Raw genomic sequence first — 14,917 nt, forward strand, 5'->3', positions numbered from 1 at the left:
GCCCTACACGACCGCGGCGATCGGGCCGCTGTTGCCGGGTTCCGCGTCGTACTTCGGGCTGCTGTCGATCGCGCAGAACGACATCGACGTGGGGCCGTCAGGCCTGATCCGCGACGAAGGAGGCCATCCGGGTCAGGGCGGAGTTCCAGTTGATCGTGTGCTCGTTGGTCGACCAGGACTGGATGTCGTCGATGTAGCAGAACTGGCCGACGCAGCCCTGGAGTTTGCTCTGTGCGTAGGGGTCCTGGATGGACGAGTTCGGGCCGCCCGCAAGGGTCCCGACCGGCGGGGCCGGCATGCTCGGGTCGAGCTGGTGGGCGTACCAACGGCTGTGCTGATTGTGGGAGTTGACCTCGCCGTAGCCGGTCACGTACGACATGTTCAGCGCGTTGCGGCCGAGGAGGTAGTCCATGCTCTGGACGGCTCCGTCCCGGTATTTCGAGGCGCCGCTGATGTCGTAGGCGGTGGCGATGACGACCGCGTTGTGCAGGATCTGGTGGTTGGAGCCCCAGTCGTACAGGTTGTCGGCGGGGGCGTAGGGCATGCCGTACGGCTGTGCCTTCAGGGTGGTGAGGTAGCGGTCGGCGCCCTTGATCACCGACTGGCGCACCTTGTCCCGGCCGGGCAGTCCGCTGGGCACGGTCGCGAGGTCGAGGCGGGCCGCCGCGGCCGTACGGGCCCAGTCGTAGCCGATGGGGCCGAAGATGTCGGCCGTGTGGACCGGCGAGGCGAGCACGTGGTCGGCGAACGTCTTCTCCCCCGTGGTCAGGTACAGCTCGGCGGCCGCCCAGTAGAACTCGTCGGTCGCGTCGGAGTCCGCGTAGCTTCCGCCGCCGATGCCGTCGTTCGGGTCGGCGTACATCGCGGGGTGGGCGAGCGCGGCGGCCCAGGCCTTGCGGGCGGCGGCGAGGGCCCGCGCGGCGAACTCCCGGTCGTAGGGCCGGTACAGGCGGGCCGCCTGTGCGGCCGTCGCGGCCAGGTTCAGGGTCGCCTGGGTGCTCGGCTGGTGCAGTTCGCGCTTCTGCGGGTCGTCGCTGGGCAGCAGCGGCAGGCCGGTCCACTGTGCGTCGTGCATCTTGTGGTGGGCCATGCCGGCCAGCGGCTGCCCGTCGGGAACCTGCATCCGCATCAGGAAGTCCAGTTCCCAGCGGACCTCGTCGAGGATGTCCGGGACCTTGTTGCCGCCCTCCGGGATGGCGAGCGAGCCGTCGCCCAGCTTGGCGGGTTGTCCGGTGCGGGCCGTCAGGGAACGCTCGTAGGTGCTCAGCAGCTCCCAGACGGAGATACCGCCGTTGACGACGTACTTGCCGTGGTCGCCGGCGTCGTACCAGCCGCCGGTGACGTCGAGCGTGTAGTCGCACTCGCCCGGCCGGCACGGCACCTTCGAGTCGCCCTGGTTGGGCGTGACGTCGACGTGACCGGCGGGGCGGGCGTAGCCCGGGCGCAGGTCGTCACGGATCGCGATGCCGCTGCGCTGAGTGTAGTAGTACTTCGCGGCGTCCAGGCGCAGCTTCTCGTAGGCGCCGTTGCCTATGTCGAAGGGCCGGCCCGTCTCGCCATCGGCGACCAGGGTGAAGCCGGTGCCCCGCTTCTTGTAGGCGCCGAAGTCGATCGAGTGGACGTTCTGCCCGGAGGAGGCGTCGGTGCCGCGCGGGACGGTCCACCCGTGGGCCACGACCGCACCGCCTGAGTTCTTCAGCTGCCAGGGCAGCTTCGTGGTCGCGTCGGTGACGAGCGTCGCGTTCTTCGGCCCGGAGGGCAGATAGGCGACCTGGTTGACCCGCACCCGGGGTCCGGTGTCGGGCTCGTACACCTCGGGCGGCACCCCGCCCAGCAGGGACACGTCGTCCATGCAGAAGCGGAACGGGTCGGCGCTGCCGCCGAGTTGGAGGCCGACCTGGCCCTGCGTGGTGTCGACTGGCGCGGTGAACGTGTAGGAGTACGAGTTCCCGGACACGCTCAGCTGCGGACTCACCTCGAAGTAGGTGTCGTACGGCGCCACCGACAGGCCGACGATCGCGCGGACGACGTGTCCGTCGGGCGAACCGTTCGCGGTGAGGGAGAACCGGTACGACTCCCCCTTCACCAGGGTGATGTCGTTCTGGCCGACGGCGGCGTCCCAGCGGTTGGCGGTTCCGCCCGGCACGTCCGCGCACAGCCGCCCCTCGGACAGGCCCGCGGTGACGTTGCTGGTGGTCCACCAGGGAGCGGTGGTGGTGTCGAAGGTGCCGTTCTTGACCTGTTCGACCTCGTCGGCGGCGGCACCGGGGGCGGGGAGGCCCACCAGGGCGGCTCCCAGCAGGGCTATCAGGGACAGCAGGGTGGTTCTGCGTCGTTTCACGTCTGGGCTCCTCGGGGGAGGTGCGGGTGACGCTCGCATGGGAGCGCTCCCAGATGCGGACGCAGCCATGCTTGTTGGAAGCATGACACTCCGTCAACGGTCCGGACCGGACTGGCCCGTGACGACCGCACGCGGAGCCGGTTCGGCCCGCCGGTACCTCGACTTGCTGACGCGCCTCGGGCGCGCACCGCGCACGCACCGGGACTCCGCCCGGGGTGCGCGCTGTCAGCGTAAGCCGGAGCCGGGAGCCGCGCGCGGCGTCGACGGTTCGTGCGGTGTCGACGGCTCGTGCGGTCGCCGTGCGGTCTCCGTGCGATCTCCGTGCGATCTCCCTGCGGTGCGTGGCATTTCGGCGGGCCCGGAGTCGCTCACGACTGGCGGGCCCGGAAGCGCTCATGACTGATCGTGAGCGGGAAGGGATCCGGCAGCCGACCAGTCGGCCGGTCGCGGGGGCGCGTACGCGCTCCTGCCCCAGGGGCCACATCGGCCGGTTTTCGCCTTGACCGAGGTCCGGTCATCGGACCGCCGCATCGGGGTTCCCGTCCGCGGGAGAGCGCGACGCACTACGCTGGAGCCCATGTGAAGCACCTGTTCACTGAGAGTGTGCGCGATGGAGTGGCGCCGATGAGACCTGGCTACCCGTACGACGATGCCGCCACCGCGCGGGCGGTCATCGACGCCACGGGTACGCTCGTCGAGTGGAACGACGGGGCCGTCAAGCTCCTGGGCCACACCGCGGCGGAGGTCGTGGGCCGCCCCGCGGCCGAACTCCTGGCCGACGGGTCCGCGCCACGCAGGCCGGAGGGCATCCGCGAAGACGGCACTCTCACGCTGCGTCACCGTGACGGCTCGACGGTCACCGTGTGGCTGCTCGCCCACCACCGGGGCGCCGAGGGCGCCGCGCCGGGACAGTGGCTCGTGGTGACCCCGCTGGACGGCGACGGGCCGCTCCCGCCCGAGGACGACCCCCTGGAGCGGGCCCAGCTCCTCCAGGCCCCCTGCGCGGTCGCGATCTACGACGAGCGGCTGCGGCTGCGGCGGATGAACTCCGCCATGGCCGAAATACTCGGGCTGCCCGAGGAGCGGGTGCGAGGGCTCAGGGTGGCGGAGATGAGCGGGCGGGCCCAGAGCCTGGACATCGAGCAGCATCTGCACCGGGTGCTGACCACCGGCCAGGGCCACGACGTCCGCACGTACCTGCCGATCGGCGACGACGGCCACGTCAACGCCTGGCTGGCCCGGATGGCCCCGATCACCGACGACACCGGCCGGGTGTGCGGTGTGTGCGTCGCCGCCCACGACTTCACCGATCAGTACCTCGCCCAGGAGCGGCTGCAGCTGGTGAACGAGGCGAGCGTCCGGGTCGGCACCACCCTCGACGTCGCCCAGACGGCCCAGGAGCTCGCGGACGTCTGTGTGCCCGCCCTCGCCGACTTCGTCAGCATCGATCTGCTGGACCCTCCGGAGGCGGGCGGCGAGCCGTTCACCGACCGGCTGACCGCGCCGGTCAGTCTGCGCCGGGCGGCCCACCAGTCGGTCAACCAGGGCAGCCCGGAGGCGGTGGCCAAGCCGGGCCAGCTGGACGTCTACCCCACTCCCTCCCCGCAGGCCGACGCCATGGTCGCGGGGCACACCATCGTGGCGTCGACGGACACCGACGACCTCGCCGACTGGCTCTCCTGGGACAAGGTACGGCTGGAGCGCATACAGCAGTACGGCATCCACTCCACGATGTCGGTACCGATCCAGGCGCGCGGCCAGACCCTCGGGGTGGCGGTCCTCACCCGCTTTCGGCGCGCGGGAAGGTTCACGCCGGACGACGTGCTGCTGGCCGAGGAGATCACGGCCCGGGCAGCGGTCTGCATCGACAACGCCCGCCGTTACTCCCGCGAGCGGGAGACCGCCCTCGCCCTCCAGCGCAGTCTGCTCCCCCGGTCGCTGCCGCGCACGGCCGCGGTGGAAGCGGCCTCCCGGTATCTCCCGGCGGCCCGGGCGGGGGTGGGCGGCGACTGGTTCGACGTGATCCCGCTGTCCGGGATGCGCGTCGCGATGGTCGTCGGGGACGTCATCGGCCACGGCATCCAGGCGTCGGCGACGATGGGCCGGCTGCGCACCGCCGTGCGCACCCTCGCGGACATCGACCTGGCGCCCGACGAACTGCTCACCCACCTTGACGACCTGGTGGCGCGGCTGTCCGCGGAGGCGGGCGGCAACGGCAACCCCGGCGAGGTGGGCGCCACCTGCCTGTACGCGGTGTACGACCCGGTGTCCCGGTGCTGCACGCTGGCGAGGGCCGGGCATCCGGCGCCGGTGATGCTGGCGCCGGGCGGCACCCCCGAGGAGATCGATCTGCCCCCTGGGCCACCGCTGGGACTGGGTGGGCTGCCGTTCGAGTGCGCGGAGGTCGAACTGCCCGAGGGGACCGTGCTGTCCCTCTACACCGACGGCCTGATCGAGACCCGGGAGCGGGACGTGGACGCCAGCCACGCGCTGCTCTGCGAGGCGCTGGCGGCCGACTCCGGCTCGCTGGACGAGACCTGCGACCGCGTACTGCACCAGCTGCTTCCGCCGGGCGGCGCCCTCGACGACGTGGCCCTGCTGCTGGCGCGCACGCTGGGGCTGCCCGCCTCCCAGGTCGCCACCTGGGACATCCCGTCCGACCCCGCGCTGGTCTCCCCGGTCCGCAAGCAGGTCGTCGACCAGCTCACCCGATGGGGCCAGAGCGACGCGGCTTTCACCGCCGAGCTCGTGGTCAGCGAGCTGGTCACGAACGCCCTCCGGTACGGCGCCCACCCGGTCCGGCTGCGACTCATCCATGACGCGAACACGCTGATCTGCGAGGTGTCCGACACCAACCACACGGCCCCGCATCTGCGGCGCGCCAAGACGTGGGACGAGGGCGGACGCGGTCTGCTGCTGGTCGCCCAGCTCACCGACCGCTGGGGCAGCCGGCACACGGAGGAGGGCAAGACCATCTGGGCGGAGATCCCCCTCCTCGACGAGGGCTGATCTCAGGTCGCCCGGACAGCACGACGGCGCCATCTCGGTGACCGACCGTGTCCATCCCGGAGGCCGTGCACGTCGGAAGCTGACACGATTCGTTGTGGGCGACGCGCGAGCTTCTCGACGCCCGTCCGTGTCGGGCCGCTGTGACGGGGCACAGCGCACCGTACGCACGTGGGTCGTCCCCGTCCCCATGTGCGAGGTCTCTTTGGGAGCGTGGGCAGACATGGCGAAGACATCCCGAAGCGCTCGGCGAGCGGCCCTGCTCGCCGGAACGGTCGCGGTACTCGGGCTGCTGACCGCGTGCGGCGACGGCGGCACGGCGGGCGCTCCGCGGTCGGACTCCACCACCAGCGGCGCCGCCACCCCCTCCGCGGCCCCCACCGACACCGGCTCCACCGCGAGGACCTCGACACCGAGCCCCGATGACGGTGGCTCCACCCCGCCGGCCGCCACCCGGTCCGCCGCCTCCCCGGCCGCCGCCAGCGGCCGCTGCCACACGTCCGAGCTGCGCGCGTCCGTCGGCCGCAACGACCCGGGCGCCGGCCAGGAGAACTTCCCGATCGTCCTGACCAACGCCTCCAGCCGTACCTGCACCGTGCGCGGCTACCCGGGGGCCGCTTTCCTCGACAAGTCCGGCAGGCAGCTGGGGCCGGACCCGAAACGGTCCTCGGCCACGCCCGAGACGGTGACGCTGGCGCCGGGGAAGAGCGCGTGGGCGGGGCTGTCGTTCGCCAACCCCGAGATCAGTGGGGCGCACGCGGCCACTCCGGCGTCGCTCCTGGTGACGCCGCCGAACGAGCGGGACCCCCTGAAGGTGCCGTGGCGGGGCGGAAAGGTGCCCGTGTCCGGAAACGAGTCGTCGGTGCGTCTGATCCCGTTCAGTCCCGGCACCGGACCGTGACGGGCGGCTGGCACCGGCAGGCATTCTTTTGGGCGGTGACCGCACGCGGAGGTGTCGGTACGGGCGGCCGCGGGCGGGGTGGTCGCGGGCGGAGCGGCACGGGGTGGTCGTGAGGGCTCTTACCCTTGCCTGCTTTCATGGGCGGCCGGCCACCGCCCATCGCGTTCGAAGGATCGACCCTGAACACCCCGCTCGCCGAAACCCTGTCCGTCCTCCTGCTCGTCGCCGTCCTCACGTGGGCGGTGCTACGCCCCTTCGGGTGGCCGGAGGCGGTGGTCGCGGTCCCCGCGGCGGGGGCGGCGGTCGTCGGCGGGGCGATCTCGCTGGAGCACGCGCGGCAGGAGGCCGAGCGGCTGGGCCCGGTGGTCGCGTTCCTGGCCGCGGTGCTGGTGCTCGCCCACTTCTGCGACGTCGAGGGGCTCTTCAAGGCGTGCGGGGCGTGGATGGCCCGCCGGGCGGCGGGGTCGCCGGGGCGGCTGCTGACGGCGGTGTTCGTGCTGGCGTCGGCGATCACGGCCGTCCTCAGTCTGGACGCGACCGTGGTGCTGCTGACACCGGTGGTGTTCGCCACGGCCTCCCGGATGGGCGTGGCCGCGAAGCCGCACGCCTACGCGAGCGCGCACCTGTCGAACACCGCCTCGCTGCTGCTGCCGGTCTCGAACCTCACCAATCTGCTGGCGTTCGCGGCGAGCGGGCTGAGCTTCACCCGGTTCGCGGCCCTGATGGCGCTGCCGTGGCTGGTGGCGATCCTCGCCGAGTACGTGGTGTTCCGGCGCTTCTTCAATCGCGAGCTGACGCGGACCACGCACGGGGCCGATCCTGCCGACGAGCCCGAACTGCCGGTGTTCGCGCTGGTCACCGTCGCCTGCACGCTGGCCGGGTTCGTGGTGGCCTCGGCCCTCGGTGTCGAGCCGGCCTGGGCCGCGCTGGCGGGGGCCCTGGTGCTGGCCGGCCGGGCCCTCGCGCGTCGGCAGGCGACCTGGCTCTCGGTGGTACGGGCGGCGCAGCCCGCCTTCCTGGCCTTCGTCCTGGCGCTGGGCATCGTGGTCCGGGCGGTCGTCGACAACGGCCTCGCCGGTGCGCTGCGTCACGCTCTGCCGGGCGGGACGGGTCTCGCCGCGCTGCTCGGCATCGCCGCGCTGGCCGCCGTACTGGCGAACCTGATCAACAATCTGCCCGCGGTACTGGTCCTGCTGCCGCTGACCGCGACGGCCGGGCCCGGCGCGGTGCTGGCCGTGCTGCTCGGGGTGAACATCGGCCCGAACCTCACCTACGCCGGGTCGCTGGCCACGCTGCTGTGGCGGCGCATCGCGCACGGACACGGGCACGATGTCGAGCTGGGCGAGTTCACCCGCCTGGGACTGCTCTGCGTACCGGCCGCCCTCATAGCCGCGGTGGTGGCGCTGTGGGCGTCGCTCCAGGTCGTCGGGGTCTGATCCGACGGGCGGGACCGGTCAGGACAGGACTGACCTGACCGGTCCGGAGCCCGGTCAACGGCGGGCGCCGGCGCCGTAGTACGGGCCGTACCCTCCGTAACCGCCGTACCCGCCACCCCAGTACCCTCCCCCGTAGCCGTCGCCGTAGCCTCCCCTGTACTCACCGCTCCCCGCGGCCCCGCCCGTGGGATACGGGTACGACGGCGTCGGTGCGGGGGTGGCCCGCGAGGTCGGCGGGGTCGCGGAAGGCGTCGCCTCGGGGGTGGACGGGGGTGCGGACGTGGGTGACGGGCTCTTCGACACCTTGGGGGCGGGCGGGGCCTCGGGCGCCCGCACGGGGGTGGCGTCGGCGTCCCAGTTGACCGCCTCCATCTGGAGGTCGGTCTTGGAGGTGTCGATGACCCAGCGCTGCGCCGAGTTGCTGTCGTCCCGGTTCTTGAGGACCAGCGCGCCCGACGCGTCGGTGGCCGCGGGAGTGAGCGCCAGGTCCTGGTCCCAGCGGGGGACGAGGGCGCCCTGGAGGGTGAAGTCGTAGCGGATGTTCTTGCTGTCGGACGTGGCAGCGGCCGCGCAGGGGGCCAGCACCACCGAGTGGCCGAGGTGGGAGTCCATGCACAGGTCGGGGTCGTCCGCGCTGCGCAGCAGACCTTCGGGTTCGTACGACCACTGCTGGCCCCGGTCCGAGGAGCAGGTGGTGAGGGCGGTCTCCGCGCCCGCTACGGCCTCTCCGCCGACGAGGCCGACACAGAGGCCGGACGTGACGTTGTGCAGCCGCCCGTGCACGGTGCCCTGCTGCGCGTCGCCGGCTTCGACCCAGGACGGGTCGGACGTCGAGTTGCCCGACCCGGTGCCGGGCTCGGCGGAGAGGTCGTCGGCCTGCGGAGTACCGTCCGAGGAGCCGAGTGACGACCACAGGACCAGCGGCAGGACGACCAGCCCACTGACGGTGAGGACGGCCGCGGTGAGATTGCGGCGCGAAGCACGGCGGCGGGAGGCGCGACGGGGTGACTTGTGGGCGGACGACCCGCGCGAGGCGCTCCGCGAGCGGGCCCGGGTGCCGGCACGGCTGCCCGTGCGGTCGCCGGTCTCCGGAGGGGAGGGCACGGGAGCGGGCGTCAAGGGCGCGGCAGCGGGCGCGAAGGGCGCGAAGTTCTCGCCCGCGAACGCGGGTTCCGGGGTGGGGGTGTGGGGCCTCGCGCCGAAGAACGCGTCCGGGACCGGCGCGGGCGGCGTCATCGTCCCGTCCGGGACGGCGTGCACGCGCGCGCGTGACTCCACGTAGGCCTGGGCGCCCCAGGGGAGTACCGCTTCGGCGAGCGCGACGCCGAGGCCCTCGTTGAACTGGTGCAGTTGGTCCGCGGTGTCCCGGCAGTGCATGCACCACCCCAGGTGCGCACGCAGATCGGCGTCCACGTCGACGCCGCGACGACGGTAGGTCACGTCCAGCAGCCGCAGATAGTGCCGGCACTCCTGCTCGGGGGCGAGCTCACGGTGGACCTGGAGGCATTCCTCGCGCAACCGCTCACGGGCCCGCCGCAGTTCGACGTGCGCACCCTCCTCGTCGAGGCCGAGCAGCGCGGCGGGTATGACGAGCGGTTCCGCCTCGACCTCGGTGTGCCAGAGCAGGCAGCGGGCCGACTGGGGCAGCCGCTGGAACGCCCCGGACAGCATCCGGCGGTTCGCGGGCGGCAGCATGCGGGCGGCGATCATGTCACCGCTGCCGTCGGTTCTCAGTTCCGGGTGCAGCTGTTCACGTCTGTGGTCGGTGTCCCATTCCGCCGCGATCCGGCGCACGGTGACCAAGAGGTGGGGCCGCCAGGCGGAGCTCGGCCCGGTCTGGCGCAGGGATTCCCCGAAGAGCCGGGTGAACGCGGCGGTGGTGAGCATGCCCGCCGGACGCGGGCCGTCGGTGCACAGCCTGGCGTAGGCGAAGGCCGCTTCCCAGTGCCGGTCGAGGAGTTCGCCGACGGGTTGCAGCGCGGGTGTCGCCCCACTCCACTTCTTGAGCTCGGCGCTCAGCTGCTCGTCCGTGGCATCGCTCGGGCGAGCGGGAGTCGGGGAATTCGACGGCCCTGCGCTATTCACTGCGGCATTCCTCCGAGGACAAACTGCACAAATTCCATACCAACGGGTATGCGGTGCCGTCGGCTGAGCGACGGGGTCAATCCGCACAAGGTTCGGATATCGTACGCCCGCCATGACGGCTCTTTTGAAGCGGTGGGGAGCGAACGGGAGCGGCCTCGTACGCACAGAGGAGACATGGGTGTCCGTGCGTCGACCTCGCACACCTTTGCACAGGCCACTGAGTTGTAACAAGAGATCACGCGGTTTTGTGCATTGCGTGCGCGTCGAAGGGATTTGACGAAGTGTCAACCCTGGAGCCGCCAAGGATCGACCCGGCATCAGTGATGCCGTATCCGGAAATGACATCCAGTCGACCGCGGGCCGCTCAAACCATTGGACGGCCCATCCAGCGCGGATTCCGGCCGACTACGCGGACCGGGTCCAAACCATTGGGCCACTCGACCGGTAACCGCCGGGTGGCAGACCGTAGCGCTCGCGGAAGACCCGGTTGAAGTGGCAGGGGCTCGCGAAGCCGCAGGCGGCTGCCACGCGTTCCACGGGCAGGTCGGTGCCCTCCAGCAGCAGGGCGGCGTGCCGCAGCCGCGCCTCGCGCAGTTCACGCATCGGCGAGCGACCGAGCTGCCCGGAGAACAGGTGCGCGAACCGGGAGGGGGACAGCGCCACCTCGGCGGCGAGCGAGCGGACGGTGTGCGGGGCTCCCGGGTCGGCCGCGATCAGCTCCTGGGCACGGCGCACCCGGGGGTCGACTCCGGGCCGGGGTGACGGTGCGCGGTCGGCTCCGGTGGTGAGCAGGACGACCTCCTCCAGCGCGCAGAGGGCGAGTTCACGGGCCGCGGTGCCGTGCGCCACCGCGACCTGTCCCCGGTCGTCCTCCGTCACGGGCGGCGCCCCGGTGCCCGTCCAGCGGGCGTCCGAGAGCATCCGGCCGAACGCGGCGTCGATCCGGTCGTGCACGGTGGCCGGGGTCGGGGTGATCACGTGCAGGCCGTCGCCGGTGGCGTACGGACCCAGCCAGGCCGGCCAGGACGGTCGGGCCCGGCAGTGCGCCCACCAGAACCGCCAGTGCCGGGCGCCCGTCGCGACGCCGTAGTCGTGCCGGACGCCCGGGGCGAGCACCACCAGGTCCCCGGCACCCGTCCGCGTCCGCGTCTCTCCTTGGCTCAGCCGCCCCTGTCCGCCGGTCGTCCAGATGAAGAGCCAGCTGTCCGCACCGGACGGCCGGTTGACGCCGTACCCCGGGGGCTGGTCGTAGCGGCCGACCACCACCAGGCCGGGCGGCGGGGCGGGGTCACCGGGTGCGGCAGCCCTGGGCAATCCGTCAGCGGTCACGAGCATCCCCCTTCGGCGGGCGGCGGCCTAGCGTCGAAGCGACGGCACCCGACCGAGGAGCGGACGAATGACAGTCACGGACAACAGCACCGCCGACGTGCCCATCCTGCCCGAGGCGGGGCGGCGGGCGTTCGCCAAGGACGGCTTCACCGTGGTGCGGGGTCTGTTCGGGTACGACGAGATCGACCGGTTGTGCGCCGAGTTCGCGGCGCTGCACGCGGCGGGGCGGGTGCCGGGGCACTTCGAGCCCCGGGACTCGGCGGATCCGCTGCACCGGTATCCGCGGGTGATGCAGCCGCACGAGTTCAACGGTCTCGCGCGGAGCGTACTGCTGGACCCACGGCTGCGCTCCGTGCTGGAGACGCTGCTCGGCGAGGAGGTGCTGGCCGCGCAGAGCATGTTCTACTTCAAGCCGCCGGGGGCCCGGGGGCAGGCGCTGCACCAGGACAACTTCTACCTGCGGGTCGAGCCGGGCACGTGTGTGGCGGCGTGGATCGCCTGCGACGAGATCGACCGGGACAACGGCGGTCTGGAGGTCGTGCCCCGCACCCACCGGATGGAGGTGTTCTGCCCCGAGGAGGCGGACGAGGAGTTGTCGTTCGCCCGGGAGTACGTGCCCCCGCCGCCGGGGCTCGCGGCCGCGCCGGTCGACATGCGGCCGGGGGACGTGCTGTTCTTCAACGGCAGCCTGGTGCACGGCTCGCAGCCCAACCGCACGTCCGACCGGTTCCGTCGGTCGTTCATCGGGCACTACGTGGGGCGTTCCACCGAGCGTATCGGGCACTTCTACCGCACGCTGTCGATGAGCGGCGAACGGGTACCGCTGCCGCAGAGCGAGGGCGCGGGCCCGTGCGGCACGGAATTCGCACCGCACGGTCCGCACTGAATCCCCTCTGCCCGACGGGGAGGGGCGGACAGACAGGGCTCAGTGGCCGCTGATCGGGCGTGCCGTGTACGGCTGTTCGAGCTCCTCGATCTCCTTGTCGCTGAGTTCGAGTTCGACGGCGGCCACGGCGTCCTCGATGTGCCGTGGCTTGGCCGCGCCGACGATCGGGGCGGCCACCGTGTCCCGCTGCAACAGCCAGGCGAGGGCGACTTGGGCGCGCGGGACCCCACGGTCGTCCGCGATACGGGTGACGGCCTCGACGATGGAGCGGTCGCCCTCCTGGTAGAGCCGGCCGCCGAAGTCGTCGCTGGCGCTGCGCTCGGTCACCGTCCCCCAGTCCCGGGTCAGGCGCCCGCGGGCGAGCGGGCTCCACGGCAGTGTGCTCACGCCCTGGTCCGCGCAGAGTGGCAGCATCTCCCGCTCCTCCTCGCGGTAGAGGAGGTTGTAGTGGTTCTGCATGGACACGAATTTTGTCCAGCCGTGCCGCTCGGCCGTGTACTGCATCTTGGAGAACTGCCAGGCGTACATCGAACTCGCCCCGATGTAGCGGACCTTGCCCGCCTTCACCAGGTCGTGCAGCGCCTCCATGGTTTCCTCGACCGGGGTGTGCGGGTCGTAGCGGTGGATCTGGTAGAGGTCGACGTAGTCGGTGCCGAGCCGGGTGAGGCTGTGGTCGATCTCGGTCATGATGGCCTTGCGGGACAGCCCGGCGCCGTTGGGTCCGGGCCGCATGCGCCCGTTCACCTTGGTGGCGAGCACCACGTCGTCACGCTGGACGAACTCGGCGAGCGCCCTGCCGACGATCTCCTCGCTGGTGCCGTCGGAGTAGACGTTCGCGGTGTCGAAGAAGTTGATCCCGGCCTCCAGAGCCTGACGGATGAGCGGACGCGACGCCTCCTCGTCGAGGGTCCACTCGTGCGCGCCGCGGTCGGGCAGGCCGTAGGTCATGCAGCCCAGACTGATCCGCGACACGTCCAGGCCCGTCGAACCGAGCTTCACGTACTGCATCGTTGCTGCTCCTGCCGTCGGGATGGGTACGAAGGTACGAGGGTACGAAGGGGAGCGTACGACCGTTCCCCTCAGGTCAGCAGGTGCAGCGCCCGTTCCCACCCGAAGTCGGGCCGCCCGCCGTCCTCCCCCGCCTCACCGGAGTACGGCTCACCGAACCTCACGTCCATCTTCCGCAGCCGTATCAGACTGTCCCGGTAGGCGGGATGGGCGGCCAGCGCGTCGGCCACGCACGGGAGTACCGCGACCGGGACGCCCAGGCCGTAGGCCTCGCACAGGGTGGCCACTGCGAGGGTGTCGGCGAGTCCGGCCGCCCACTTGTTGATCGTGTTGAAGGTGGCCGGCGCGACGACCACGGCGTCGGGCGGCGGGAAGGGGCGCGGGTCGCCGGGGGTGCGCCAGGCGGAGCGGATCCGTCGTCCGGTGAGCGCCTCGACGGCGGCGGTGTCGAAGAAGCCGTTCATGGCGACGGGCGTCGCGATGACACCGACCTCCCAGTCCCGATCCTGGGCGGCGGTGATCAGCCTGCCGACGTCCGCCGCGATCCCGGCGGCGCAGACGACGACGTAGAGGAAGGGTTTGCGGGCTTGTGCGGTCACCCGCGCACCCTACTCAAGCGGCAGGGCCAGCCCCCGCTGGGCAGCGGGCCGTGGACCGTGGATGCACCGCTGCTCCTCCTCGATGGGCACGTCGTTGATGCCGGCCTCGCGCCGGGGCATTCTGGATAGGAACCAGGCGCCGGGCCGGCTCAGGCCGGAGTGTGACTCCAGTCGCCGCAGGCGAACTCCGTGTCACCGCCGTTGTTCTCCATACAGAGGCGGAATTTGACCTCGGAACCCTCTTCGAGGTCCTTGACCAGAAAATTCCGGTCCGCGGTCCCACCGCCGCGGTAGTAGTAGTGGGCGCCGTCGAGCGCCGTTCCGTTGGCCTTGGTCGCATGGACCTCCAGAACCAGGCCGAACCCGTCCTTGGCGTCGTCGTGGATGCCGAACGCGTCTCCATGGCTCGCGAAACTGGCACGTCCGGCGTTGACGTAGCTGTTTCCAGAATTCGAATAACCGGGGTGAGCCCATGTCACCCTGTCTTCGGCCTGCGCTTCGGTGGCTGTGACAGCGCCAAGCAGGAGAGCCGACCCGAGACAGACAGCGGTGACTCGTCCCGGAGTATTCGACGTAGTGAGCATCTGGCCCCTCATCCTTCGCTGGTGCAATCCGGACACAGCCAGCGTGCAGGTGTTCATGAGGGGACGTCAAATACGCTCTTTCGGCGGTTACTTGGTCATGCCCCCGCGCGCCCGAACGGCGCCCCCCCCTGACAGTGAGCCCCCTTTGCCCTCTGTCCACACCATCGTGGCGTTTAGGGGGATTTCCTACCTATTCGCCGAGCAGCGCCGTGACGATGGCCGGTGAGAGGACTCCGCTTCTCCGGGGCCTCCTGACGGAAGGACATGCGTATGCGAGGCAAGCAGGCGATCGGCGCGGGCGTTCTGGCCCTGGCCCTGGTGTCCGGAGTCGGCTGGGCCGCCCAGGCCACCGCCGGCGAGACCGCCGACAGCCAGGCGGTCGCGGCCGAGGCGCCGGTGCGGGCCGCGGGCGTGGACGGCTACCAGATCGTCCAGCTCCCCAACGCCAACGTGCCCAACTTCCAGCGCCGGACCCTCTACTGCCCGTCGGGCAAGAGGGTCATCGGCGGCGGCGCCGAGGCCCAGGGCAACGGCGCCGTACTGGTCGGCAGCTTCCCCACCCCCGACGGCACCGGCTGGATCGCCCTCGGCCGACAGGACGGCTACTCCAGCGTCGGCATCAGCGTGTACGCGATCTGCGCCAACCCCTGATCAGGCAGTCCTGACCCCAGTGGTGGTTGCCGCTGGATACTCCCTCACGTTCGGGGACGACATCGGCGGCGGGCTCATCGGCTCTCTGGAG

General features: G+C 71.6%; 11 protein-coding genes and 1 pseudogene. 5 read left to right on the forward strand and 7 right to left on the reverse strand.

All coding sequences use genetic code 11. The annotated features are described in order from the left end of the window. Window positions 1-97 precede the first annotated feature (97 nt). Complete coding sequence (locus tag ABZ027_RS42105) at window positions 98-2,341, reverse strand: glycoside hydrolase family 9 protein (protein ID WP_356778217.1); 2,244 nt, start codon at window positions 2,339-2,341, stop codon at window positions 98-100. A gap of 624 nt (window positions 2,342-2,965) precedes the next feature. On the opposite strand from ABZ027_RS42105, the gene ABZ027_RS42110 reads away from it, so the two are divergent. The 3 genes from ABZ027_RS42110 (at window position 2,966) to ABZ027_RS42120 (ending at window position 7,684) form a co-directional block, all read left to right on the forward strand. Next, the gene (locus ABZ027_RS42110) at window positions 2,966-5,350 is read left to right on the forward strand and encodes a SpoIIE family protein phosphatase (protein WP_356778219.1); all 2,385 of its coding nucleotides are present in this window, start codon (window positions 2,966-2,968) and stop codon (window positions 5,348-5,350) included. Window positions 5,351-5,570: 220 nt separating this feature from the next. Then, the gene (locus tag ABZ027_RS42115) at window positions 5,571-6,248 is read left to right on the forward strand and encodes a DUF4232 domain-containing protein (RefSeq protein ID WP_356778221.1); all 678 of its coding nucleotides are present in this window, start codon (window positions 5,571-5,573) and stop codon (window positions 6,246-6,248) included. 137 nt (window positions 6,249-6,385) lie between these two features. Then, window positions 6,386-7,684: an SLC13 family permease gene (locus tag ABZ027_RS42120; protein ID WP_356778222.1), complete on the forward strand. Its 1,299-nt coding sequence runs from the start codon at window positions 6,386-6,388 to the stop codon at window positions 7,682-7,684. 54 nt (window positions 7,685-7,738) lie between these two features. On the opposite strand, the gene ABZ027_RS42125 is transcribed toward ABZ027_RS42120, so the two are convergent. Together ABZ027_RS42125 and ABZ027_RS42130 are read right to left on the reverse strand one after the other, a co-directional pair. Further along, entirely contained in the window at window positions 7,739-9,769 is a 2,031-nt protein-coding gene (locus ABZ027_RS42125; protein WP_356778224.1) for an RICIN domain-containing protein, read from the reverse strand. A 405-nt stretch (window positions 9,770-10,174) separates the two neighbouring features. Beyond that, entirely contained in the window at window positions 10,175-11,104 is a 930-nt protein-coding gene (locus ABZ027_RS42130) for a helix-turn-helix domain-containing protein (RefSeq protein WP_356778226.1), read from the reverse strand. 61 nt (window positions 11,105-11,165) lie between these two features. On the opposite strand from ABZ027_RS42130, the gene ABZ027_RS42135 reads away from it, so the two are divergent. Next, a complete protein-coding gene (locus ABZ027_RS42135; protein WP_356778228.1) occupies window positions 11,166-11,984 on the forward strand; it encodes a phytanoyl-CoA dioxygenase family protein in 819 nt (272 codons plus the stop codon). A gap of 39 nt (window positions 11,985-12,023) precedes the next feature. Here ABZ027_RS42135 and ABZ027_RS42140 read toward each other — a convergent pair whose 3' ends face one another. The 4 genes and pseudogenes from ABZ027_RS42140 to ABZ027_RS42155 form a co-directional block, all read right to left on the reverse strand. Then, window positions 12,024-12,992, reverse strand: a complete 969-nt coding sequence (locus ABZ027_RS42140; protein WP_356778230.1) for an aldo/keto reductase — start codon at window positions 12,990-12,992, stop codon at window positions 12,024-12,026. 71 nt (window positions 12,993-13,063) lie between these two features. After that, window positions 13,064-13,591, reverse strand: coding sequence for a flavoprotein (locus ABZ027_RS42145; RefSeq protein ID WP_356778232.1), 528 nt, complete (start codon window positions 13,589-13,591; stop codon window positions 13,064-13,066). A gap of 9 nt (window positions 13,592-13,600) precedes the next feature. Next, window positions 13,601-13,711, reverse strand: a pseudogene (locus ABZ027_RS42150) (DUF1348 domain-containing protein); the annotation flags it as partial. A 29-nt stretch (window positions 13,712-13,740) separates the two neighbouring features. After that, window positions 13,741-14,070 carry a hypothetical protein gene (locus ABZ027_RS42155; RefSeq protein WP_356778234.1) on the reverse strand — a complete coding sequence of 110 codons (330 nt, stop codon included), beginning with the start codon at window positions 14,068-14,070 and terminating at the stop codon, window positions 13,741-13,743. A 375-nt stretch (window positions 14,071-14,445) separates the two neighbouring features. Here ABZ027_RS42155 and ABZ027_RS42160 point away from each other — a divergent pair, with 375 nt between their 5' ends. Beyond that, entirely contained in the window at window positions 14,446-14,826 is a 381-nt protein-coding gene (locus tag ABZ027_RS42160) for a hypothetical protein (RefSeq protein ID WP_356778236.1), read from the forward strand. Window positions 14,827-14,917 lie beyond the last annotated feature (91 nt).

Source organism: Streptomyces sp. NPDC006332 (genome assembly GCF_040612855.1).
In the GTDB taxonomy this organism is placed as follows: Bacteria; Actinomycetota; Actinomycetes; order Streptomycetales; family Streptomycetaceae; genus Streptomyces.

Excerpts from the sequence above, each read along its gene's own strand:
- ABZ027_RS42135 (WP_356778228.1), top strand. The coding sequence starts at position 11,166 with ATGACAGTCACGGACAACAGCACCGCCGACGTGCCCATCCTGCCCGAG.
- ABZ027_RS42130 (WP_356778226.1), bottom strand. The coding sequence starts at position 11,104 with ATGCTCGTGACCGCTGACGGATTGCCCAGGGCTGCCGCACCCGGTGAC.
- ABZ027_RS42110 (WP_356778219.1), top strand. The coding sequence starts at position 2,966 with ATGAGACCTGGCTACCCGTACGACGATGCCGCCACCGCGCGGGCGGTC.
- ABZ027_RS42140 (WP_356778230.1), bottom strand. The coding sequence starts at position 12,992 with ATGCAGTACGTGAAGCTCGGTTCGACGGGCCTGGACGTGTCGCGGATC.
- ABZ027_RS42115 (WP_356778221.1), top strand. The coding sequence starts at position 5,571 with ATGGCGAAGACATCCCGAAGCGCTCGGCGAGCGGCCCTGCTCGCCGGA.
- ABZ027_RS42120 (WP_356778222.1), top strand. The coding sequence starts at position 6,386 with ATGGGCGGCCGGCCACCGCCCATCGCGTTCGAAGGATCGACCCTGAAC.
- ABZ027_RS42160 (WP_356778236.1), top strand. The coding sequence starts at position 14,446 with ATGCGAGGCAAGCAGGCGATCGGCGCGGGCGTTCTGGCCCTGGCCCTG.